16 protein-coding genes are annotated in these 24,375 nt (G+C 40.0%); 7 read left to right on the forward strand and 9 right to left on the reverse strand.

Translation table 11 applies throughout. The annotated features are described in order from the left end of the window. From HMPREF0766_RS12750 to HMPREF0766_RS12760, 3 genes are read right to left on the reverse strand one after another with little or no spacing between them, the layout of a single operon-like run. Complete coding sequence (locus HMPREF0766_RS12750; RefSeq protein WP_002997880.1) at window positions 1-669, reverse strand: hypothetical protein; 669 nt, start codon at window positions 667-669, stop codon at window positions 1-3. A 21-nt stretch (window positions 670-690) separates the two neighbouring features. Further along, window positions 691-2,220, reverse strand: coding sequence for a RagB/SusD family nutrient uptake outer membrane protein (locus HMPREF0766_RS12755; RefSeq protein ID WP_002997883.1), 1,530 nt, complete (start codon window positions 2,218-2,220; stop codon window positions 691-693). 18 nt (window positions 2,221-2,238) lie between these two features. Next, complete coding sequence (locus tag HMPREF0766_RS12760) at window positions 2,239-5,151, reverse strand: SusC/RagA family TonB-linked outer membrane protein (protein ID WP_002997885.1); 2,913 nt, start codon at window positions 5,149-5,151, stop codon at window positions 2,239-2,241. A 432-nt stretch (window positions 5,152-5,583) separates the two neighbouring features. On the opposite strand from HMPREF0766_RS12760, the gene hemW reads away from it, so the two are divergent. Beyond that, window positions 5,584-6,720: a radical SAM family heme chaperone HemW gene (gene hemW, locus HMPREF0766_RS12765; RefSeq protein WP_081454850.1), complete on the forward strand. Its 1,137-nt coding sequence runs from the start codon at window positions 5,584-5,586 to the stop codon at window positions 6,718-6,720. Window positions 6,721-6,758: 38 nt separating this feature from the next. Here the strand turns inward: hemW and HMPREF0766_RS12770 are convergent, their stop codons facing one another. From HMPREF0766_RS12770 to HMPREF0766_RS12790, 5 genes are all read right to left on the reverse strand, one after another. Beyond that, window positions 6,759-8,078 carry a sensor histidine kinase gene (locus HMPREF0766_RS12770; protein ID WP_002997888.1) on the reverse strand — a complete coding sequence of 440 codons (1,320 nt, stop codon included), beginning with the start codon at window positions 8,076-8,078 and terminating at the stop codon, window positions 6,759-6,761. Between the two features lie 2 nt (window positions 8,079-8,080). After that, the gene (locus HMPREF0766_RS12775; protein ID WP_002997890.1) at window positions 8,081-9,433 is read right to left on the reverse strand and encodes a sigma-54-dependent transcriptional regulator; all 1,353 of its coding nucleotides are present in this window, start codon (window positions 9,431-9,433) and stop codon (window positions 8,081-8,083) included. 65 nt (window positions 9,434-9,498) lie between these two features. Then, window positions 9,499-10,815, reverse strand: coding sequence for a TolC family protein (locus HMPREF0766_RS12780; RefSeq protein WP_002997892.1), 1,317 nt, complete (start codon window positions 10,813-10,815; stop codon window positions 9,499-9,501). A gap of 176 nt (window positions 10,816-10,991) precedes the next feature. After that, window positions 10,992-11,495, reverse strand: a complete 504-nt coding sequence (locus HMPREF0766_RS12785; protein ID WP_002997894.1) for a GNAT family N-acetyltransferase — start codon at window positions 11,493-11,495, stop codon at window positions 10,992-10,994. Between the two features lie 5 nt (window positions 11,496-11,500). Further along, window positions 11,501-11,824, reverse strand: a complete 324-nt coding sequence (locus HMPREF0766_RS12790) for a MerR family transcriptional regulator (protein ID WP_002997896.1) — start codon at window positions 11,822-11,824, stop codon at window positions 11,501-11,503. 275 nt (window positions 11,825-12,099) lie between these two features. On the opposite strand from HMPREF0766_RS12790, the gene HMPREF0766_RS12795 reads away from it, so the two are divergent. The 6 genes from HMPREF0766_RS12795 (at window position 12,100) to HMPREF0766_RS12820 (ending at window position 22,994) form a co-directional block, all read left to right on the forward strand. Next, window positions 12,100-13,353 (forward strand): efflux RND transporter periplasmic adaptor subunit, encoded by a 1,254-nt coding sequence (locus HMPREF0766_RS12795; RefSeq protein WP_002997898.1) that lies wholly within the window; start codon window positions 12,100-12,102, stop codon window positions 13,351-13,353. A 22-nt stretch (window positions 13,354-13,375) separates the two neighbouring features. Continuing rightward, on the forward strand, window positions 13,376-14,050 hold the full coding sequence (locus HMPREF0766_RS12800) for an ABC transporter ATP-binding protein (RefSeq protein WP_002997900.1): 675 nt from the start codon (window positions 13,376-13,378) through the stop codon (window positions 14,048-14,050). Between the two features lie 5 nt (window positions 14,051-14,055). Then, on the forward strand, window positions 14,056-16,455 hold the full coding sequence (locus tag HMPREF0766_RS12805) for an ABC transporter permease (RefSeq protein WP_002997902.1): 2,400 nt from the start codon (window positions 14,056-14,058) through the stop codon (window positions 16,453-16,455). A gap of 30 nt (window positions 16,456-16,485) precedes the next feature. Next, window positions 16,486-18,843 (forward strand): ABC transporter permease, encoded by a 2,358-nt coding sequence (locus HMPREF0766_RS12810; protein ID WP_002997904.1) that lies wholly within the window; start codon window positions 16,486-16,488, stop codon window positions 18,841-18,843. Between the two features lie 23 nt (window positions 18,844-18,866). Beyond that, window positions 18,867-21,281, forward strand: coding sequence for an ABC transporter permease (locus HMPREF0766_RS12815; RefSeq protein WP_002997905.1), 2,415 nt, complete (start codon window positions 18,867-18,869; stop codon window positions 21,279-21,281). A gap of 264 nt (window positions 21,282-21,545) precedes the next feature. Next, complete coding sequence (locus tag HMPREF0766_RS12820) at window positions 21,546-22,994, forward strand: glyceraldehyde-3-phosphate dehydrogenase (protein WP_002997907.1); 1,449 nt, start codon at window positions 21,546-21,548, stop codon at window positions 22,992-22,994. 87 nt (window positions 22,995-23,081) lie between these two features. Here the strand turns inward: HMPREF0766_RS12820 and HMPREF0766_RS12825 are convergent, their stop codons facing one another. After that, window positions 23,082-24,323, reverse strand: coding sequence for a 3-deoxy-D-manno-octulosonic acid transferase (locus tag HMPREF0766_RS12825; RefSeq protein WP_002997909.1), 1,242 nt, complete (start codon window positions 24,321-24,323; stop codon window positions 23,082-23,084). Between the last annotated feature and the right edge of the window lie 52 nt (window positions 24,324-24,375).

Genomic DNA, 24,375 nt, shown 5'->3' on the forward strand with positions numbered 1-24,375 from the left:
TTATTGAGAAAACTTAGAAGTGAACTTATTGAATCCAAAATCGTGACTTGCCGACAGGAAATGAATGACTCCGTTAGTTGTCTTCAGATTGACAGCAGTGGTCGTCGTAGTTTGCCAATATCTTTTGAAAATGGAGTTGTTGACATCGCTAAACTCGATTTCCTGTTGTCCTCCGGAAACAAAGCCGGAAGCATTTGTGACATTATAGTACATATGCATATCGTATCCATAGATACTTTTGGCTTTCAGGCCATCTATATAGGGGTACAGTGTTTCTGTAGTTACTTCACCTTCAAAGATATATCTTCCCATCAGGGAGTCAAGTTCCAACTGATCTACGTCTTCCAGATATAGAGGCGCTTTATTTGTCAATTTGCGGGTCGCATTGAGAGCCTTCACGGCAATCTCAAAGCTCCGGTTGGTCATCGCATAAAATGTGAATTTTTCTGTACCCATCAGTTTGGAGCGAAGTCCGGGCGCACGATCCAGCACCAGAAGCAAGGAATCATAAGTTCCCCTTTGGCTTTCCAGATACTTCAGTATAGTACCATCATAAACCTTGGTATTGTTTTGATAATCCTTATAGTATTCGTCACCTTTCTCACAGGAAACGGTTGCAGTCAATATAAACAGCGCGAATACAAACCAGATATGTTGAATTCTAATCATAATATGAGGTGGTTATAATCTTTATTTCCAATATGGATTTTGTACAAGTTGTGAATTGTTCCGTAGCACATCTGTAGCGATAGGCCAGTAAATTCCTCCATCATTTATAAGTTTTACGACGTTGGAATCCTTTTTCCTTAGCTTATTGAAACGAATGATGTCATACCATCTCCAGCCTTCACCCATCAGCTCTCTGCGTCTTTCTTCGAAGATTACATCAACAATATTCTCTGTTCTTCCCTCATGAAAAGCCGGTAATCCGCGGCTTGTTCTGATCACATTCAATAGTGTGCGGGCTTCACTGATCTCCCCTAAGGCTGCTTTGGCTTCAGCTCTTAACAGCGTGATTTCTTCCAGTCGGGTGAAGACCAGATTAGATCCGAAAATATTGAAATCACTGTCTCCGTCTCCGTCTCTGATCACTTTGATCTTACTGAAAATCGGAATCTCGCCACTGAAGTTTGTAAAGTAATTGGTCCTTGTCAGCCCTGAGATCGTGTCAATACCGAAACGGGTATCATTAGGGTCATTAAAAATGGTAATCACACTGTCTTTAGGGACAAAAATATCCGGCATAGTCTTGTTTGTCAACGGCTTGGCCAGCGTCAACTGTTCGATATGCCCGGTAGCTGTTGCCTCATTAAAGGCATAAGAGGACTGAAAATTAAGCAACTGCGAATATTTTTCTGAAGAAGAGAAAATTCCTGTCCGACCCGTCAGTTGAGAAATATTGGAATAGAACAAGCCTACTTTACCGTAATTATCCAAAACAAATTTTGAAAACACATCTGCATCAATGTATTTCCCCTGCCATGCCGCAATATGTGCCAAGAGCGCATACGCTGTCAGCTTGTTGAACAATACACCTCTCCATTCTACGGATGTGACCCCGTAGTAGGTCTGTAGATTCACCCCGTACAGGTAAGGCAGATCTTCTGCCGCTTTTAACAATTCCTGACTTGCAAAAGCCAGTACGGAAGCCTGATCTGTCCTTCCGAATTCTGTAAATTTACCGTCATCATAGGATTTGGTCAGCAAAGGCACATCTCCCCAGATACGAACCATGTAGAAATAGGCAAATGCACGAATAGCACGTGCCTGTGCGATATCATATTTAAGATTCAACTCTGTGTAGCGTTCATCTTTTTCATATACCTCCGGAGCACGCTCTATGAAGATGGAAGCTGCATTTACCACAGCATAAAATCTTCTCCAGTTTGACAATGCGGAGATCATTGGATACGATGCTTTTAAATCATTTTTGTAAACGGCCTCCAAATCAGAGCGTTTGTAAGACACAAAATCTTTACCTCTCATCTCACCATAAACCCAATGTGCATTATTATCCTGTAATGCGGCTCTGGTAAGGCCATACAACCCCATCAACGAAGAGCGGGTATCTGAAATATCCGTCCATTGTTTTGTTTCAGAAGCAACATTTGCAGAATCGATGTCCAGTTTATTTTCACAGGAAATGGTTATCATTCCTGTCAACCCTGTCATCAACATCAAAAAACAGGAAACATTCTTTTTATTAAAATATCTTTTCATAAAATCGTAATCAATTGGTTAGAGATCTAACTTGAAACCCAGCGTAAATGTCGGTGATAACGGAAGTCCGTACCCGGAGTAATAGCCATTAAAGTCTATAAGTTCAGGATCTACACCTGTGAATTTGGTAATGGTGAGCAGGTTTGTTCCTGTTACATACACATACGCTTTTCTGAGTCTTTTGACCTTTTCTTTAAGTCCCGCTATTTCATATCCGACAGAGACAGATCTTAATTTTAAGAAGGATGCGTTTTCCAGAAAAAGATCCTGATCTACACGGTAAGGTACACTGCTGCTCCATGGGTTGTAAATCGGATATTTTGTGATATCAAAATCCTGCTGCCAGTGAAAAATCTCCTTTACAGAATTAATGGTATTGTTAGATTCGTTGTTGATGAAGTCGTAACGATTGGAAACACGCTGATTCAATGCTTTATGTCCTAATGCGAAATACCATTGAAAACCCAGGTCAAAGTTTTTGTATCTGAACTGGTTACTCCATCCTCCGACAAACTTAGGCATTGCATTTCCTGCCAATATTTTGTCATCTTCATTTACATCATAGTCTCCGTTCTGATCTATCCATTTGGCATCACCCGCATTCATTTCGACGCCCTGAAACATTATTTTACGTCCTGTATTCGGATTAACCGGGATTTCGCTTTCTGCATTGTAAATACCTGCATTCTGATATATCCAGAATTGATCAACAGATTTTCCTACTTCAAGCTTGCGATCACCTACAATTAATGTCTGCAGATTATTAGGAAGGGCTTTGAGGGTATTTTTGTTGATATTAAAATTAAATGAACTTGACCATTGCAGTTTGTCCGGGTTGGTCAGCAGATTTAATCCCAAAGCAACATCCACCCCTTTATTATTGACATTCAGGCCATTCATATAACGACCTGTATATCCGTATTCAGCCGGGACAGGAATGGATGCGATCTGATTTTTGTCATTTTTATTGTATAACGATATTCCCGCAGATAACCGGTTTGAAAAGAATGAACCTTCCAGATCGATATTAAAATGATCTGTATACGGCCATGCTACATCATAGCCTACCCAGCCTAATGTATATGGTCTTGAGATAGCTGCGAAGCCATTATATGAAACCAGTCCGGCTTCTGTACTCCAGTTAAGGTCGGTTGCATACTGAGGCCCGGTTGCAAAACGACTGATGGTCAGCAATTTTCCGATTCTTCCCCATCCGGCTTTGATCGAAAGTTCATTAATCCCGTCATTCGTAGTGAAGAACTGATTTTTCACATTCCATTTTGCACTCACTGCCGGCGTGAACAGCCATCTGTTGTCCTTCTGGACAGTAGATGAACCATCATAGCGCAATACAGCATTCAGATCCAAAAGATTTTTATACTTATATTTCGCATTTCCATAAAAGGAATATACTCTCAGGTCCTCACGATTCGTATATCTGTAAGTAGGGAGAGTAGATTCTTTAAGGTTTAACTTGATGAAATCATTAGGCCCGTCATACGTTTTGGTGTATGTAAACCGGTAAAGGTCTTCCATATATTCCATTCCTGCAGTCAGATCTAACTGATGATCAGTATCTTTTCCAAGTTTGTAATTTAGAGCATGATCAAATTTGTACCGTTGGTTATAACCGTTGTAATTGGAAACATAGTTGTTGTCATCCATCAGGGAAGATGCATAAAACACATCTCTTAATCCCTCGTTATAGTCGATTGAGAATTTAGTGGTATAGCGAAGATTACTTAGTATGGAGAAATCTGCCGATATAAAAGCCTGCACAGCATTCATGACGTTGCCGTCCACGTTTTTATCAAATTCTTTCAGGTAACGCGTATATACATCACGATTGGGTGACATCGGAATACTCAGATCAGGCAGATATCCTGTCTCTGAAATTCTGTCCCGTAAAGAACGGTTGCGCTTACGTTCTACTCTGGAAGCATTGACATATGCTGTAAAATTAAACCATTCAGCTGGTGCCATATTGACATTGAAAGTCGCATTATAACGCTTGAAATTAGCGGCATCCGCACTGGAAGTATTACTGGTATGACCACCCAGAAAGTTAAAATTGGCCCTGTCTGAACCTCCTCTTAAAGATAAGTCAATAGAATATAAAGGCTGATTTTTATAATATTCTTCGAACCAGTTTGACGGACCATAGTAATTTACATTTGTGGAATCTCCCAGATAAGAAGGATACGTGAGCCGGTCTTGTTCAGTTCCATATTTGGAGTAGAACTGCTGTCTGAACATGTTCTCATATTGTGCATTGACCGGAGTGACAGATTTTCGGGTATTCAATCCGTAGTAAGAATTAAGACTGATTTCACTCGGTCCTGATTTACCCCCTTTAGTTGTGATCCAGATAGCACCATTTGCAGCCAATGGTCCCAATGCAGCTAATTTGGCCGGATCTTTAATGACTTCGATAGATTCTATCGAATTGATATTAAAGATACTTGCGAAATCTGTTCCCGGCCCAAGTCTGTTGTAATCATATTTCTGAATACCATACGAAAAGTTATTTTCCTGAGTCAGCGGCACGCCATTGACAAAAATAGTGGGTTGGGAAGCGTTGATATCCTTATTGGAGAATAACGGTGCTGCCAATCCGCGTAAGACAATATTTCTGTTTGTCCCCGGTTCAGCGGTATTCTCCTGAACGTACACACCTGCTACTTCCCCTTTGAGATATTGAGCTACACTGTGGAAAGGAAATGTAGAAACCGTCTGAATATGTACCGAATCAGCAGTCCCCAATTTGACAGCTGTAGGATTAAGCCGCTGAAGAAGGAGCGTATCGGTACTCACGGTATCCTGTAAAAGATATCGGTTAGTATTTGCAGTATATCCTTCCGGAAAATCGGCTGCTTGCAGGAAAGATACAGGAAAAACTAAGATTAAAAAGCAATAGAATCTTTTCATCATAAGTGCATACTTAGGTTATATTCTTAATTAGTTAGTTCACCCTCTTCCGTTTATTAAGAAATGGTGATTACTAGGTTAACTGATGCAACAATGATATACACAGATTTGGGATTATCAGGCATACTAAAACAACGAAATCGTTTGCGTAATTTAAGCAATCGATTGTGCTAAACAATACGAGATGAGATCATGAGGCAAATACGGCTTGATAATGAGCTGCAACATCCCTAATAAATACGCATAGAACAGCATTTATGTACAGGATAAAATTTGCTTATAATAAAATAGGTGACAGGAAATAAACATTCCCGAAAGGGCTAAACAGTACAAATCAACAGAAAAAAGCTCCCGGATGTAAAACGAGGACAATTTATTATTAGTCCTTATCAAAGCTATATTTTAGCTTATCTTTGGAAAAGATTTATACAAAAAATGCCGGGTATCTACTTTCACATTCCATTTTGCAAACAAGCCTGTCACTACTGTGATTTTCACTTTTCTACGTCCCTCAGATACAAGGACGAAATGATGGCTGCAATGAGACAGGAACTGGAATTACGTAGTCAGTCAGGGGATACCAAAAAGCTAACCTCCCTGTATTTCGGCGGAGGAACGCCGTCTATTCTGGATGCCGGACATATACAGTCTTTCATTGATGCTGTATCCGAGTATTATGATATTGCAGAAGATGCAGAGATTACTTTAGAGGCCAATCCGGATGATCTGGATCATAAAAAAGTACAGCAGCTCCGACACACAGATATCAATCGCTTCAGTATAGGCATACAGTCTTTCTATGAAGAAGATCTGAGCTGGATGAACCGTGCTCACAATGCCAGTGAAGCAGATGCGGCAATTAAGCGAGTACAGGATGCCGGATTTGAGAATATAACAGCAGATCTGATCTACGGTTATCCGCTTCTGACAGATCAAAAGTGGAATGCTAATATCAATAAATTACTGGAATTTGAAATCCCACATATCTCTGCTTACAGTATGACGGTAGAGCCACAAACAGCTCTGGATCATTTTATCAAAAAAGGTAAATCGCCGGCCATGAATGAATCTCAGTCTGCCGCACAGTTTGAAATCCTGATAGATAAACTTGTAAACAGCGGATTTGAGCATTATGAGATTTCCAACTTCGCAAAACCTGACAGATATGCCCGACATAACTCAAGCTACTGGAAAGGCGATACTTATATCGGTATAGGTCCCTCCGCTCATTCCTTTAACGGAGATAACCGATCCTGGAATATTGCTAATAATGCATTGTACATAAAAGGTATATCCGAAAAAACACCTGTTGCAGAAGTCGAACAGCTGAGTTTCGAAAACAAAGTCAATGAATATATTATGACTTCGCTGCGTACTATGTGGGGAATGGATACTGCCAAAATCGAAGAAGCATTCGGATCAGATACCCTTAATCAGCTCACGAATACGATCCAACCCTTTATTGCACAAGGAGAAGTACGTCTGCAGGATGGACACTATTATCTTACAGCAAAGGGAAAACTTATTGCCGACCATATCGCATCCGAGCTGTTTCTGGAAGAAGAAGATTAAGCGGTTACTTTACTAAAATGTGGCTGCATGCTTTCCCATCAAAACTGCAAAGTAAATGTACTGCCTTTACCTACCGCAGATTCTACTAGAATATTCCCTCCATGGATCAGCATGATCTGTTTACTCAATGTCAGACCGACCCCACTTCCTGTTTTGCGTGTGGTAAAGAATGGTGTAAAGATATTTTCCATGAGTTCCGTATCTATACCGATTCCATTATCACTGACATGGATCTGTACATTTCCGCCTTTCTCTATTGCAGACATGGTGATGTATGGTTTTTCTACATCTTTTACCGCCTCCATAGCATTGAGAACAAGATTAATAAGCACCTGCTCCACCAGATTGGCATCCGCAAATAACTGAATCCGGGTAGGTTTCAGTATCACATCAAATTCAATATTCTTCTGTACAAAGGTCGGCTCCAGCAACTGGTAAATATTTTCAAACAGATCAGAGACCATGATTTCCTGTAGTTGTGGTTTATCTACCTTATTGATTGTACGGTAACTTTTGGCAAATTTCAACAGCCCCTCACTTCTGTTGCGAATAGTATCTACACCTATACGTACATCTTCAAGTTCCTCTGCCGGATTCAGGCGATCCAGATGCTGGCTCATCGTCTCTGCCAGGGACGAAATAGGAGCAATGGAATTCATAATTTCGTGCGTCAACACACGCAAGAGCTTATGCCAGGCTTTAGTCTCTGTCTCATCAATAGCTTCGTTGACATTCTGAAATACTACAATCTGACACCGCCCCTCCTGTGTCACCAGTTCGGACAATTGCATCAGTAGTTTGACCTTCCCTTTAGCAGAAGATACCGCTTCAATATGCTGCTGTCCGGTCTGAAGATTATTAATAATCTTGAAAAGTTCTTTATTCCGCTTTTCCAGTGAAGTGAACTTTCCTACATACGGAATATCAAACATAACCCTAAAAGCCTCATTCATCCAGATCACTTTATCCTTATCCGGATAATAGGTAAAGATAGCTGTGTCCAGCATATTCACAATCTGATTGAGATACTGATACTGCAATTCTTTGGACACCGTAATTTCTTTAAATGCAGCATTTATCTCATTGAAGGTCTCGTGAATTCTGCGCTTCGTAGAACTTGTTTTTTTTGTAACGTAATAGCGTGTGAAATCGCGCTGTCTGGTAGACTGTACAAAATCCATAAATACATCATAGATTTCAAATTGTGCTTTCAGTCCGGCAGTGAAAGTGACAATAGCTAATAAACCGGCCAGAGATGCCAGCAGATACCATTCAGATATCAGGGCAAAGCAACATATTGCTCCCAAACCTATAAGCAATACATAACTACATGCTATCCACCATTTAAAGCGTGTCATAATCAGAGGTTATACTTTTCCAATCGTCTGTATAATGCCGAACGCGTAAGCCCCAGTTCTCTGGCAGCCTTACTGATATTACCATTATACTTTTCGATCACTTTCTTGATTGTATTTCTTTCCAATACTTCCAGATTCTGCTCACTGCTCCCGGATACGACAGGTTGGACTGAATTCTCTAACGGAGAGAACAACAGATCTTTCCCTTCCACCCTATCCGTTTCAGACATAATGACCGCACGCTCTATACTGTACTGCAATTCTCTTACATTACCCGGAAAGTGATAACCATTTAACTTGTATACAGATTCATCCGAAAAATCAGCTATAGACTTATTGTACTTTTTGGCGTATATGGTCAGGAAATGTCTGGCCAGCAGCATGATATCCTCTCCCCTTTCCCGTAGCGGAGGAACCTGTACTTCGACCGTATTGATCCTGTAGATCAGATCTTTTCTAAACTGGCTTTCGTTGGCCAGTTCCCGGATAGGAATATTTGTGGCACACAACAACCGGATATCTACATCTGCAGCATGATTACTTCCAAGAGGCGTAACCTGCCTGTTCTGGAGTACTGTCAATAATTTGGCCTGTTGCTGTAAGGATATATTTCCAATCTCATCCAGAAATAATGTTCCTTCGTGAGCCAGTTCTATCCGTCCTTTCCTATCTTCACGCGCATCGGTAAATGCCCCCTTTTTATGCCCGAATAATTCACTCTCAAAAAGCGTATCTGTCAACGCCCCTACATCTACCTTTATAAAATTCTTCTGATATCGGAGTGACTGGTTATGAATCTCCCGTGCAATGACATCTTTACCAGTTCCATTTTCTCCCAGAATAAGAATATTGGCATCCGTTGGACTTATTTTACTTATTTTATAATACAGATCCTGCATGATCTCAGACTCTCCAAGCAGCTGAGTCGATGTATAAGAATTTAAGATACCCTTTGCATCTGCTTTTTTTGCCTTATTTACAGAAAGTGCTTCCTCCAGACTCTTGAGCAGTGTCTCGTTTTGCCAGGGTTTGACAATAAAATCGGAGGCTCCGTTTTTGAGAGATTTGACCGCCAGATCTACAGCACCGTAAGCCGTGATCATGACAACGGGTAATACCGGATATTCTTCCCTGATCCTGGACAACCAGTACAAACCTTCATTACCGGTATTGATAGTGCTTTTAAAGTTCATATCCAACAGCACGGCATCCACACTTTTCTTCGCCAATATGGATAATATTTTTTCCGGATTATGTTCTATGATCACTTCACCTACCTGAGGCTTGAGCAACAATCGTACTGCTGTAAGCAGATCCTGATCATCATCTACAACCAATATGGTCGACTTTTTCATATTTCAAAATAAGACTAAAAAGTAAAAGAAAAAAAACAATCCCGCAGTTTTCTCTGCAGATCACCTTAAAACCCAAGTTTCCCCTGATAGTAATCTAATGTATATTGCTGCAATATAGCCTGATATTGCAATACCGTAAGCTGTGACAAGGATTGTTCATATTTATTTTTTGCAATAATATAAGTCACTGAATTGATGTCGCCCTCATCAAACCTAACCTGTGCAATTCTGAAAGATTCCTTATAATCTGTAACCTGACTTTTCAATAATGCAATATTCTCATAAGACTGTTTATATTCGAAAACTGCTCTGCTGGTATTTTGACGAAGTTCCAGGCGTTTCTGATCGTTCTCTACCTGCTGACTCCGCTGATCCAACCGGGCCAGTTTCACCTGATTACGAACTTTAAATCCATTGAATATCGGAATATTAAGACCAAATGCAATATATTTACCCAGATTATTATCAATCTGACGCAGATAAGAATCACTGGAAGTCCCTGCATATTGACTATTCAGACCGGCACCAAATGTAAGTCGTGGATAATAAGCCGACTTAGCATATTTTACAGCATATTCTGCTGCATCCGCTTTGAGCTGTAAAGACTGAAAGTCGGGCAGTTTATCTTGTGCCTCCTGATATAACTGTTCTGCGTCAGCTGTCCATACATCTATATCATTTGTCTGTTCTTCCAAAGGGGCAAGTTCTCCCAATTCCCTCTCCGCTATATTCATCAATCCCGAAAGAGCGACACGTCTGTCGAAAAGTGTTTTCTTTAATCCGTTAATAGATGAAGATTCTGCCGCATACTGACCTTTGATATCAAAGTAATCTCCCGGTGCAATTGCCCCCTGTTTGTGTAGCGTCTCTGATCGTTGCAGCTGTGCCCGGGTTGTTTCGATATTAACTTCTGCCTGTTGCAGAATATCTTTTGCTGTCAGCACCTGTATATACGCCAGTATAACATCCAGTTTCAAAGCGATTAAAGCCCCTTCTTGATCCTTTTGATCAGCCGCCCATCTTTTCGACTGCTGTCGTATATCATACAACATCCCCAGTCCATCAAACAGCACCATCGAGGTCGTTAGTTCCTGATTACCGGAAGTAAAACGTTTGCTGATAAACTGATTAGTAGAGGGATCTATACTTTTTCCTTCATTAATTCCGTGTCCCAGACGGGCATTCAATGTAGGAAGGCGTTCCTGCCATGATCTGGTATAGGCAATAGAAGAACGCTGCTCTTTTATCTCACTGTTCTGAACGGCCAGATTATGTTGCAAAGCCTGAGAAATACAGGATTGGAGATTACATACCTGACCCAAAGCAGCAAAACCTGACCCTAATAAAAAATATAATACCGAAACAATATATCTGTAATGCATAAATATGCTGTATAAGTAATGAGAATGTGTAATACAATCCTCTTACACACAGCATATGCCAAAAGAATAAACAACTAAAAATCAACAACTTATGCCAAAATAAAAATATTACAGTGTTCGTCATCGGACAAAAACTGTCCGTTAGCGGACAGTCGGACGACAATTTCGAAAGTTCGTCAAAATACCAGGCTCAGGATTTCTCCGGGAAGTCCGTCAAAATCTCTGAACCCTTCTGAAACAAACCCATTATTGACCAGAATTTTTCTGGATGGAATATTATTAGGATCAATAATGGCCGTGACCTTACTGATTTGAGATTCTTTCCTTGCTATCATTAGCATCTCGCTGGCCATCTGATTTCCAAAGCCTTTTCCCCAATGAGAAGGAAGCAAAATATAACCGAGTTCTGCCTCCTTGCTGTCCTCTGCTACGACCTCCAGTTTAGCTAACCCGACAAATTCCCGAGCTTTAGCTGTCTTAACTTTGAAATAGCCGAAAGAAGAGTGTAAGCCATTTATCCCTAGAATCTTTTCATAGTCTGCCTTAGCTTCTGACAAAGGAATAGCCCGCTCTGTAATCATTGCCATTACTTTTTCATCACGCACTAATGAATAGTATAATTCAAAATCATCCTGATCAAATTTTTCAAAAATCAATTCTTCTTCCGGTTTTTTTATCATAACGTCTATTTTGCTTTACTCTTTAGTTTCCCGAAGGTTTCGTCAATAAGTACAATACGCTTTCTGACTTTCTCTGCAGCGGCATCCAGTGTATAACCCTCATCCATCAATTCTTTGATCAGCAACATCTTCTTAATATTCTTATAGTCATACCTTCTGTTTTTTCCCTCCTCTTCTGTCAGACTACTGATAATGTTTTTATCTTCCCAATACCGGATTTGTCTGGTAGGAATTCCGGTAATCTGAGATACTTCTCCTATGCCTACGATCAGCTTCTCTAAAAATTCGAAATCAAATCCCGCATTTTTATTTTTATCAGATTTACCCATTTTGTAGATTATTTTCAATTATTGTTATAAATATATAATTTAAGCAGTCTATTTACAACATTTGGTTTTGCTTAATTTTAGCTTAAGGCTAACATCTTATTTCTTTAATACAGCATAGAAAATCAAAACATGTGCGCTGGCGAACAGAAACTGACCGATATCGAACACCTGAAACATTTCACTAAACAAATAAATTACTGACAATTAATTAGTTACAATATTGGCACATCGTTTACTAAAGAATATACAGGATTATAAAATTGATAACGTACTATATGGATAAAGTCATACAAAAGAAAACATGGACAGGCAAAAGACTACTGATGCTTGCCGGCATTTTCTTACTTATTTTTTTAATCGGTTTTAGTGTCTATCTTATCCGGGGTAAAAGTAATCTGAATGTAAAGGCTGAACGGTTGAGTATACAGATAATAAAAGAAGATACATTTCAGGAATTTATTCCTTTAAACGGTACGGTATTACCGATTAACAGTATATTTCTTGATGCATCTGTAGGAGGACGTGTGGAAGAAAAATATGTTGAAGACGGAGCTTTTCTGAAAAAAGGAGATCCTATTATGCGCTTATCCAATACAGATCAGGAACTCAGCCTGGTTAATCAGGAAACATCCGTTCTGAATCTCTTAACACAATCCCAGATCGCACAGACGAATGCACAACAAGTATCGATCAATAACCGGAATCAGCTGGCCGATGTTGACAACGGGCTTAAAGAAGCGCAGAGGATATATCAGCTGAATAAAAAATTATTTGAAGAAAAAGCAATTGGCTCTCAGGAATACCAAAAAACAGTCAATGATTATCTTTATCAAAAGGAAAGAATGGAATTAACACGCAAAATATTGCAGCAGGATTCGCTATCGACCAATCAAAAGGTAAAACAAGACAGACAGATGTACGAACGTACACAGCGCGCCCTGGAGCTTATGCGAAAGAAAGTAGATGATCTGGTTGTGCGGGCACCTGTAGACGGACAACTGACCTCTTTTGATTCTGAAATCGGGCAAAATAAAAATTCAGGAGAGCGTCTGGGACAGATCGATGTGCTTACCGGTTTTAAGGTAAGAGCTGATGTCGATGAACATTACATTTCCAGAATATATAATGATCTGCAGGGAAGCATAAATATCAGTAATAAGACCTATACACTAAGGGTCAGAAAAGTATATTCCCAGGTCAACAACGGACGCTTTCAGGTGGACATGGAGTTTGTAGGAGAAATTCCTCAGGGTATACGCAGAGGACAGACATTACAGATCAAGCTCGCTTTGAGTGATGAGACTAAAGCCCTGTTATTATCCCGTGGTGGATTCTATCAACAGACAGGAGGTAACTGGATCTTTAAATTATCCGAAGATGGGAGTACAGCCTATCGCACAGATATACAGCTGGGAAGGCAAAATCCGGAATACTATGAAGTCCTCAAAGGATTGAAACCGGGAGATAAAGTGATTACCTCGAGTTATGAAAACTACGACAAGGTACAGGAATTAAAAATTCAAAAGTAATTAACACTCTAATATCTAAATAATGATTAAAATACATCAACTAAAGAAATTTTACCGTACAGATGAGATCGAGACATTAGCGCTTAATAATGTTGATGTCCATGTAACTGAGGGTGAATTTGTAGCCGTAATGGGTCCATCCGGTTGTGGCAAATCGACCCTGTTAAATGTACTGGGCCTGATCGATGATTTTGAAGAAGGAAGCTATCTTTTTAATGAAACGGAAGTTGCAAAATTCAACGAGAGCAAGCGATCTGACCTGCGCAAACATGCTATAGGCTTTGTATTTCAGAGTTTTAATCTGATTGATGAGCTGACCGTTTATGAAAACGTTGAGCTGCCATTGATATACACCAACGTGCCCGCTGCAGAAAGAAAAAAACGGGTAGAGGAAGTATTGGAAAAAGTACAGATCGCACACCGCAGAAACCATTTTCCGCAGCAATTGTCAGGAGGTCAGCAACAGCGTGTGGCTGTAGCAAGAGCTGTGATTAACAACCCCAAGCTTATTCTTGCCGATGAACCTACAGGAAACCTGGATTCGAACAATGGTAATGAAGTCATGCAGCTATTGACGGAACTCAATGAAAGTGGTACGACCATTATCATGGTGACGCACAGTGAGCATGACGCCAAATTTGCACATCGTGTCATCCGTATGCTGGACGGAGAAGTAATAATGGAAACTCAATTCTAAAGATCATGCTGTACACGTATTTCAAACTCGCCTGGCGAAATCTGCTCAAGAATAAAACGACTTCATTCGTCAGTATTGTAAGTCTTGCGCTGGGAATATGCTGTTTCTTTTTGCTGGGAACATATATTATAAACGAACTCCGCTTTGATAGTTTTCATAAAAAAGCTGATCGCATTGTCTTTATGTCCTTTGGTTATAAAGCCCCTTCAGAGGATGAATTTACAGAAACACCCTGGACACCCAATGCGGCTGTACCGGCATTTGCAGAGCAGTTTCCGGAGGTTGAAAAAGGTGTGCGGCTCTTTAAGCGGGGAAGTGAAGAACATAAGGTACCCGTTCAGTACAAAGGAAAAGTATTCAACGAAGATGGACTTGTCTTTGCAGACGAACCTTTCTTTGACGTTTTCAGCTTCGACTTTATAAAAGGAAATCCTGCTTTAGCACTCAAGGAGCCAAATTCTATCGTTATTACCGAATCTACAGCAAAACGCTATTTCGGAGAGGAAGAAGCATTGGGAGAAAGTCTGACGATGAATAATATCCCTTGGAAAGTGACAGGTGTTATCAAAGACATTCCTTCTTATTCCCAGATACAGTTCAATATTATCGGGCCTTACCATTCCTTATCCAGATTTAAAAATGTTTCCTGGGGTGCCGCCAATGATATTTCCTATCTGCTGCTCAAATCTCCCAATGATATCGCTGCTGTACAGTCCAAAATCGACAACTATCTGAAAGAACAGTTTGCAGAGGAGATTGCTGCAGGTTATCAGGCGAAATTCCCTTTACAGAAGTTGCTTGATGTAAGGCTGCATTCAACGGTAATGGGTGGTCCTAAACAGATCTATATCTATCTCCTTTCTGTAGTTGCTATCTCTTTACTATTGATTGCCTGTATCAATTTTGGTAATCTTATTATGACCAAGTCCAGTGAGAGAGCTCATGAGATAGGCGTACGAAAAGTAATAGGAGCTTCAAGAAAACACATTTTTACACAATTCGTGACCGAATCCTTCTTTACCTCCTTTATTGCCTTATTAGTGGGTACTGTCGGTGCGATTCTGCTTATTCCGGTATTCAACAGTTATACAGGAATACAGCTTAGTCTGGAATCCTGGAAGGGAGGGTGGTTCATCCTGATCATTATTCTCCTGTTTCTGTGCATTTCCTTTATTTCAGGCGGAGCACCAGCATGGATATTGTCTTCTGTCAAACCCACGGACAGTCTGAAAGGAAAGATTTCGAACAGTAAAAAAGGAGCTTTACTAAGTAAGATTCTGATTATATTTCAGTTCAGCTTATCCCTACTGTTTATTATTTCTACACTTATTGTCAACGGACAGATGCGTTATCTGCAATCCAAAGACACAGGGATAGCCCGTTCAAAAGTAATCGTACTGGATGCCTCCGAGCTTGCAGTCCCTAATCTGATATCTTTTAAAAATACCCTTGCAAGCAACAATAATATACAAGGAGTAACAGCTTCCTATGATTCTCCGGTCAACATTAATGGAGGTTATACTCTGGAAGCCAATATCAATTCATCTGCGAAAAGCATTAATATCACCGGTATTCCTGTCGAAAAAGATTTCTTATCTGTTTTTGACATAAAACTTATGGCAGGAGAAAGCTTTAACGAAGGTGATGTTACCCGCTCCGGCACAACAGATACAGCGTCTGAATATGCTTTTATTATTAATAAAACCGCATTAGATCAATTAGGGTTGAAAGCGGATGAAGCCATAGGCAAACCTGTCAACCTTAACGGTAGAAAAGGCAAAATCAAAGCTGTTTCAAAAGATTTTAATTTTGCGTCTCTTCACCAGAAAATAGGCCCTATCGTGCTATTCGTAGAATACAGCTGGTTTGGCAAATTGATGATCAAACTAAAGGATACTGAGCATACACAGGAAACACTGGGATTTCTGGAAGATACCTGGAAAAAGTTCAGCAAAGATAAACCCTTTGAATATCACTATCTCGAGGAAGAGTATAACGGACTTTATCGCACAGAAGAACGCACACTAAAAATCCTGACTTTGTTTTCCGTTGCCACTATTCTAGTATCAGGACTGGGCTTATTTGCACTGTCTTCACTAGTGATACAAAGGAGAGTCAAAGAGATCGGGATCCGTAAGATACTTGGTGCATCTATGTTTTCGATTGTAAAATTAGTATCCTCCGAATTTCTGAAACTCGTACTGATGTCTCTTATAATAGTTACGCCATTTTCATGGTGGATCATGCAAAAATGGTTACAGGGATTTGCTTACAGAACAGAGATCAGATGGGAGGTATTTCTTTTTGCCGCTGTAATCGGACTTCTGATAACTGCGCTGACAGTCAGCTTTCAGGCTATCAGAATAGCAAATTCCAACCCTATCAATAGTCTGAGAGACGAATAATATATCAAATCATACATCAGCTATAAAAATATGCTTCTAAATTATATCAAAACTTCCCTTCGGTTTCTTGCCAGATATAAGGCTTATACCTTTATCAATATATTTGGTCTTGCTATCGGTATTACAGGTTTTTTATTAATAGGACTTTGGATTCAACACCAGATAAGCTATAATCAGTTCCATGCCCGTAAAGACCGGATTTATATTGCTCAGCATAAGAGGGATGTTAATGGAGAAATAAAGATCGGGTCCGCTACTTCTGAACCACTGGGTCCTGCTTTACAATCGGATTATCCCGAAGTCCAGTCCAGTAGCCGCATTGATAACGGTTACAGCCTTACTTTTAAATTAGGAGAAAGACTTCTGAATCAACCTGTCACTTTTGTAGATTCTTCCTTTTTCGATATATTCAGTTTTGAAATTATCAGCGGCAGCAAAACCCCGTTTAACAAACCTGATCAGGTTGCAGTCACACAAAAAACCGCTACCAAATTATTTGGAGATGAAAATCCACTGGGACGCACCGTTTTAATACAGAGTAAATATCCGCTTACCGTAACCGCAGTTGTCAAGGATCCCCCGTCAAACAGTTCTGTGTATTTTGAAGTTCTGGCAGACTGGAATCTCAGAACAAGTCTGGGATATAATGATCAATCGACACGACCATGGACCAATAGCTATGTGAGTACATATGTACTTCTCAAAGAGGGAACAGATCTAAACAAAGTCAACACTAAAATTCAAAACATCAGTAAAGAGCATGACCAGAGTTCTTCACTGGAAGTGGTGCTGTATCCATTTATGAAAAGTTACCTGTATAACTCATTCAAAAACGGAAAGAATGACGGTGGACGAATAGACAACCTCTACATCATGGGGTTTATAGCTTTAACGACACTTGTCCTTGCCTGTATCAATTTTATGAACCTGAGTACAGCACGAAGCGAGAGAAGAAGAAAAGAAATCGCTATCCGCAAAACTATGGGAGCAACCCGCAAAATGCTTATAGGACAATTTCTGATAGAATCCATTCTTATTGTCTTTTTCTCAACGATCATAGCCATTATACTGACTGTAATACTTCTCCCTCATTATGAAAAAATCATTGAGGAGCAATTTGTTATTCCTTATACGGCCCCTTTACCCTGGATACTATTAGTGGTTTTCATTATAGTAACCGGTGCTTTGGCAGGCAGTTATCCTGCATTCTATCTTTCCTCACTGCAGACACAGCGTGCTTTGAAGGGCTCTGCCACTTCTTCCGGATTTACACCCAGAAGTATTCTGGTCACCATTCAGTTTACCTGTTCAGTCGTATTGATCTGTTCAACACTTTTTATTATCAAACAGGTCGAATTTGCCGGACAGCGTCCTTTAAATTTTGAGAAAGATCCTCTACTGACCATATACCTTAATGAATCCGAACTGGAAAAAGCCGGACTTATCAGCAATGCTCTCCTCCAATCCGGCGCGGCGACTTCTATTACACGGACAGGTTCTCCGATGTCCCGGACATGGAGCAGCTCCACTGCTATCAGCTGGCCGGAGCGTCCGGAGAATGACAAAACCTCTATTTACCGGTTTGGGGTGGATAAAGATTTCACCAAAACGACAGGTACAACCATTATACAGGGAAGAGATATTGATATTAACAAGTATCCTGCTGACTCCACCTCTGCAGTATTGAATGAATCGGCAGTCAAAACAATGAATCTCAAAGAACCGTTAGGTGCTGTCATCGACGATAATTTCAAAAAATGGACTGTAGTCGGAGTGATAAAAGATTTCGTTATCAATTCTCCTTATCAACCTGTAGAACCGATTGTCATCTTTGGTCCTGCTTCTTATTTAGGTATTCTGACGGTCAGGATGAATGAAAACAATTCTACAGACAGTAATATCAAATCAATCGAAAAAATATTCAAGACCTTTTCTCCTGAATATCCGCTTCAATATGAACTTGTGTCAGAGCAATATGATTCCAAATTCCGGACAGAGCAGAATCTAAGCAAGATTCTGTCATTTTTTACCGTTTTATCCCTTATTATTTCGTTCCTCGGACTTATTGGATTGACAGCTTTTGAAATCGAAAGAAGGAAAAAAGAAATCGGAATACGTAAAATTCTGGGAGCCTCTAATCGCGCTATCACAGGTATTCTTTCAAAAGAATTTATGCTGATAGCCGGTATTTCTATACTTATCTCCTATCCTGTTACGACCTACATCATGCAGCGTTTTCTGGACAAATTTGCATATAGAATTCCATTATCCTGGCTGGTTTTCGGGATTGTAGCCATTGGAATTTTAACCATTACAGCATTGGTTGTGTCCCTGCAGACCAGACAGTTGCTACATCAGAAACTTGTAAACCACCTGAGAGACGAATAATTAATTCTTTTAACACTACAATTATGAACTGGTTATCCATAAAATTAGCATTTCGTCAACTCTGGAGGCAAAAGCTGTTTACTGTACTGAATGTCCTGGGTTTGGCCATTGGAATTGCCGGCTGTTTTTCCATTGCCCGTATCATCGATTATGAGCTCAAATTTGACCGCAACCATCAGGATCTCGATCAGATATATCAGATTATGTCTCACTCCCGCTATGAGGGTGTCAGCAATAATTTCGGAGGAGTTCCCCTCCCGCTCTCATCCTATCTCGAAGATCAACGTTCAGAGATAGAACTGGCCGTGCCTGTATACGTACGATATTTTTATAATGTAAATACGGAGAAAAATAAAGAAGATTCTACATCTCCCACATTGCTAGTCTCAACGAACGGATCCTATTTTGATCTGGTTGGTTATAAATGGCTGGCCGGAAACAAGGGGAATGTCCTGAAGTCTCCCAATGAGGTTGTACTAACAGCTTCCAGAGCAGCTTACTATTTCAAAGATGCCGATCCGCAACAGGTTATAGGAAAGGTGCTTGTCTATAATGACAGTCTGCTATATACAGTAACTGGAGTGGTCCGGGATCTGGATTATCCGTCCAGTTTTGAAGGAAAAGAGTTTTTTCCGATTCCGGAAAAAGAACTCAAAAGTACAGATTGGAATGCAAGAAACTCTAACCATCAACTGTTTGTAAAGGTAAATTCAGAAAATAAAAAACAAAGATTACTTCAGGCTATCAACAAAAAACTGGATAAAGAAACAAAAGAATTAAAAAATAAATATAAATATGAGGGCTGGTTTGAACTGCTTCCTTTAAAAGATAAGCACTTCACTCCTTCAGCCAATAATGGGGCACATTCTATAAATAGGTCTGTTCTATACGTATTATTAAGTATTGCCATTTTTCTGATCGTACTGGCCTGTATCAACTATATTAATCTCACCACAGCACAATTGCCCAAACGTGCAAAACAAATAGGCATTCAGAAATCTCTCGGAGCGAGTAGTTATAAAATTATGCAGATTTTTTTTACCGAAACTTTTGTGACGCTGGTCTGTGCAATTGTAATAGCGATCCCGCTTTCTCTCTTTTTTAATCACACCTTTAAAGATATTATTCCAACAGATATAGCGGATTTTCTAAGCGCTGGAGAAATTACAGGTTTTATAATCGTCTTTATAGTAGTGCTGACACTGATCAACGGTATATATCCGGCATGGCTCAGCACGAGAGTTAATACCGTCAAAATTCTTAAATCTTCATTAGGTGAAGGCAGAAAAAAAATCTGGTTAAGAAAAGTTCTCATTATCTTCCAGTTTACAATATCCCAGCTATTTGTTATCTGTACCATCATTATCGGACAACAATTGCATTATGCACTTAATGCCAACTTAGGTTTCGATCATGATGCAGTGATTATTCAGGAAATTCCTTACAGACTCTCCAAAAAAGACCTCACGAACCCTCGCACATATGCAGAGGCGCTTAAAAAACATTCGGAATTTGCTTCAGTAGCATTGGGTCACACCCCATTCAGCAGTTCGATGTGGGGCAATACCTACTACCGCATGGTAGATACCACTAAAATACAAACACAGATCAACTTAAAGTTTATCGATGAAACTTATCTGGATCTTTATAAACTCAAAATCCTTGCTGGTTCAAATTTTATTGATCGGAGTGACAGTTCAAGGCACATCATTATAAATGAAAAAGCAGTTCAGAGCTATGGTTTTGATTCACCACAGGAAGCAGTAGGACAATTGCTGAAAGATGGATCAGATAAGGATATACGTATAATAGGCGTCGTTAATGATTTTAATCAGTTTGATTTTAGAAGCACAGTGGGACCGATTGCGTTTTATTATGGTAAGCCGGACAATTTATTAAGCATCAGCATCAAACTTTCCAGCGCCAATAAAGGTGAATGGGAATCTGCTATTAAAGTCATGAAAAAGGAATGGAAGAACAGCTATCCGGATCAAACATTTCAATACAAATTCTATGAACAGCAAATAGAAGATATGTATGAAGATGACAGAAGAACTGCAAAACTCATTAATATCTCGGCAACGATTACACTTTTTATCAGCTGTCTGGGATTATTCGGACTGATCACACTGACCTCCTATCAGAGGACAAAGGAAATCGGTATACGCAAGATCCTTGGAGCAAAAAACAAGCAACTCTTTATCTTGTTGACTAAAGATTTTATATGGCTGGTGCTGATCGCATCTGTAATTGCCACCCCTATTGCACTTTATTTTATGAGAAAATGGCTGGAAGATTTTTCATTTCGTATCTCCATAAGTCCATGGGTATTTATACTGGCAAGTATTGCAGGTATTCTTATCGCATATATTACGACAAGTATACAGGCTATAAGAGCTATCAGACGCAATCCTGCAAATAGTCTCCGGGATGAGTAAAGATCTGTTATATGTTTAGTTTAGTTAAGGCCCGTACTCCGTTGGATACGGGTCTTTTTTTGCAATTGGGAGCGTATCATAAAATCAATAAAAAATTATCATAAAAACAACAAAAGCCTATATTATTAACAAATAACAAAATATATCCTCTTAAAACAATTCGTTTTTATCAAATATGCAATTTACATCATTTTCAATACTATTATTTATTAGGTTTGTAGGCAATAAATAACCCTATATTTTTAAACAAAACAAACCCTAATTATGTCCTCAAAAGTTCTGTTTGAACAGGAAATCTCTTCCTATACAAAAAAAACGGAAGCGGCTAAAACTTTCATCAATATTATCAGCCGGCTATGGTATGAACAAGCGATTGAACTTGTGCTTTTCAGAAATCAACTGATTGACAGACAAAACAGTCACATTCTTAACCTTCACCATGAAGCGGCAGTCTTTGCAGAAAACAACATCAGTATCTTTGATAGTCTGGCAGTGGCAGATACCCTGCAAGATCTCCGTCTTCCACCTTCGCGGATAGATGTAGGAACACTGGCGATGGAAATGAAGAATGAAGGCATCGCACCGACCGATCTTCATGATTTTCTAATTCGAAAACTCTGCAAAGCGCATCAGACCAAAGAGATCACACCAAGAGATGTTATCCTCTACGGATTCGGAAGGATAGGCAGACTATTGGCACGTGAACTCATTGCAAAGGCCGGTTCCGGCAGGCAACTACGTCTGCGCGCAATCGTAACCCGAGATCAGGTCAACGAAACTACACTTCGCAAAAGAGCTGCCTTATTGCAGCACGACTCCATACACGGTGATTTTGAAGGCACGGTAGAGATAGACATTACAAACAAGGCCCTTGTTATTAACGGATTGACCGTCTATATACTGTCGGCACAGGCACCTGAAGAAATAGACTACACAGCGTACCAGATCTCAAATGCTCTGGTTATAGATAACACAGGAGCTTTTCGTAATGCAGAAGAGCTGAGCCGTCATCTCAAATCAAAAGGCACAGCAAATGTATTGCTTACAGCACCCGGCAAAGCTGTGCCCAATATTGTCTACGGTATCAATCAGGATGAAATCGATGTGAGCAAAACGGCAATCTACTCTGCAGCATCCTGCACAACAAATGCTATCGCTCCCGTATTGCACATTATCGAAAACAAATTGGGGATAATCAAAGGCCATATTGAAACAATCCACGCCTATACCAATGATCAGAATCTAGTGGACAATATGCACAAAAAATTCAGAAGAGGCCGTGCTGCAGCACTGAATATGGTCATCACAGAAACAGGTGCCGGCAGTGCAGTCGCCAAGGCAATCCCTTCATTAGCAGGCAAACTTACTTCCAACGCAATCCGGGTGCCTGTACCGAACGGATCTCTCGCTATTCTACATCTGGAAACCAGACAAACAACTGATGTAGAGACGCTGAACAAATTGATAAAAACCGCAGCGCTAAAAGGCGATCTTGTAGAACAGATCAAATACGCTGTTAATGAAGAACTGGTTTCTTCTGACATCGTAGGTACTTCATCCTGCTCTATTGTAGACGCTCCGGCCACTATCGTATCTGCAGATGGTCATAGTATCGTACTATATGTCTGGTATGATAATGAATATGGATATGCGCAGCAGGTCATGCGCCTGTCCAGACATATTGCGGGTGTAAGAAGATTTGTTTACTATTAGCAGTAACTCATATTGAGCTATAGTCCGGTAGTGAGTATGTATATCCCGTAACTACTCACTACTGGTTTATAAAATCAGAGAATTAGATCAAAGCAGTTTTTTACAGATCAGGTACTTCATGATGACGGCTGTCGCTCCCGCACGCTGACGTACGTACTTCCGGGCCTCCTCTCCTGCAAACACCCGTTTTTCTAATTGTTGAAATTCAGCAAAAACAGTTTGTAACTCTGCTGTCCCGGAAATTGAAAAACCGGCTCCGCATTCAATCAGATCCTTTGCTTCCTGAAATTTATGGTATTTAGGTCCAAAGATCACCGGTATTCCGTAAGTGGCGGCTTCCAGTGTATTATGTATGCCTGCTCCGAAACCTCCGCCGATATAAGCGACATTTCCATACCCGTATAGCGAAGATAACATCCCGATATTGTCAATAATTAACACTTGTGCACTCCGGATAACCTCAGGAGAATATGCAGAGAAACCGGAAAATCTAAGGGCTGCCGGAAATAACTCCTGAATAGATTGAATATGCTTATCATGAATCTCATGCGGAGCTATTATCATCTTCCATTCGCTATATTGGCCGGCCAGATCATGTAACAATATTTCATCATCCGGCCAGCTACTCCCCGCAATCAATACCGGATGATCCGCCACAAATTGAGCCACTTCAGGTATCTCCTTTTTCTGTAACGGCAACTGTATTACCCTGTCGAAGCGGGTGTCCCCGGTTATACCGACATTACGAAAACCATTCTCCTTTAACAGGTGAAGGCTTTCTTCATTCTGAACAAAAAAATAGCTGACACATTCCAGAATTTTTCTGAAAAAACCGCCATAAGGCTGAAAAAAAATCTGCTCAGGTCTGAAAATGGCAGAAATCATCAGCAACGGGATCTGCCGCTGTGCCAGCTCCTGAAAGTAATAATACCAGTATTCGTATTTAGTAAATACCACAAATTCAGGATGTATAAGATCTGTAAACCGTTTTGCATTCTCTGCAGTATCTTCTGGCAAATAAAATACATAATCAGCAAGATTTGTATTCTTGCGTATCTCATATCCTGAAGGGGAATAAAAAGTTATGATAATTTTTTTGTCAGAATATTTTTTTTTTATTTCTTCCAAAACGGCTCTTCCCTGCTCAAATTCACCAAGAGATGCAAAGTGAAACCAAATGTGTTTTTGACCTGTTTCAACCGTTTGACTCATGTGCAGATACCAGTCCTTCCTGCCCTCAGTCCATAGTCTCGCCTTCGTATGAAAAGGCGCTATCAGACGTAAAATACTGCCATAAAGTAGGATTCCCAAAGAATAGATCAGACGCATGTTCGCAAATTATTGCTTATCTTGGTCAAAGATATTAAACCCTTTCTGAATT

Origin of the sequence: Sphingobacterium spiritivorum ATCC 33861 (assembly GCF_000143765.1) — a bacterium.
Lineage (GTDB): Bacteria > Bacteroidota > Bacteroidia > Sphingobacteriales > Sphingobacteriaceae > Sphingobacterium > Sphingobacterium spiritivorum.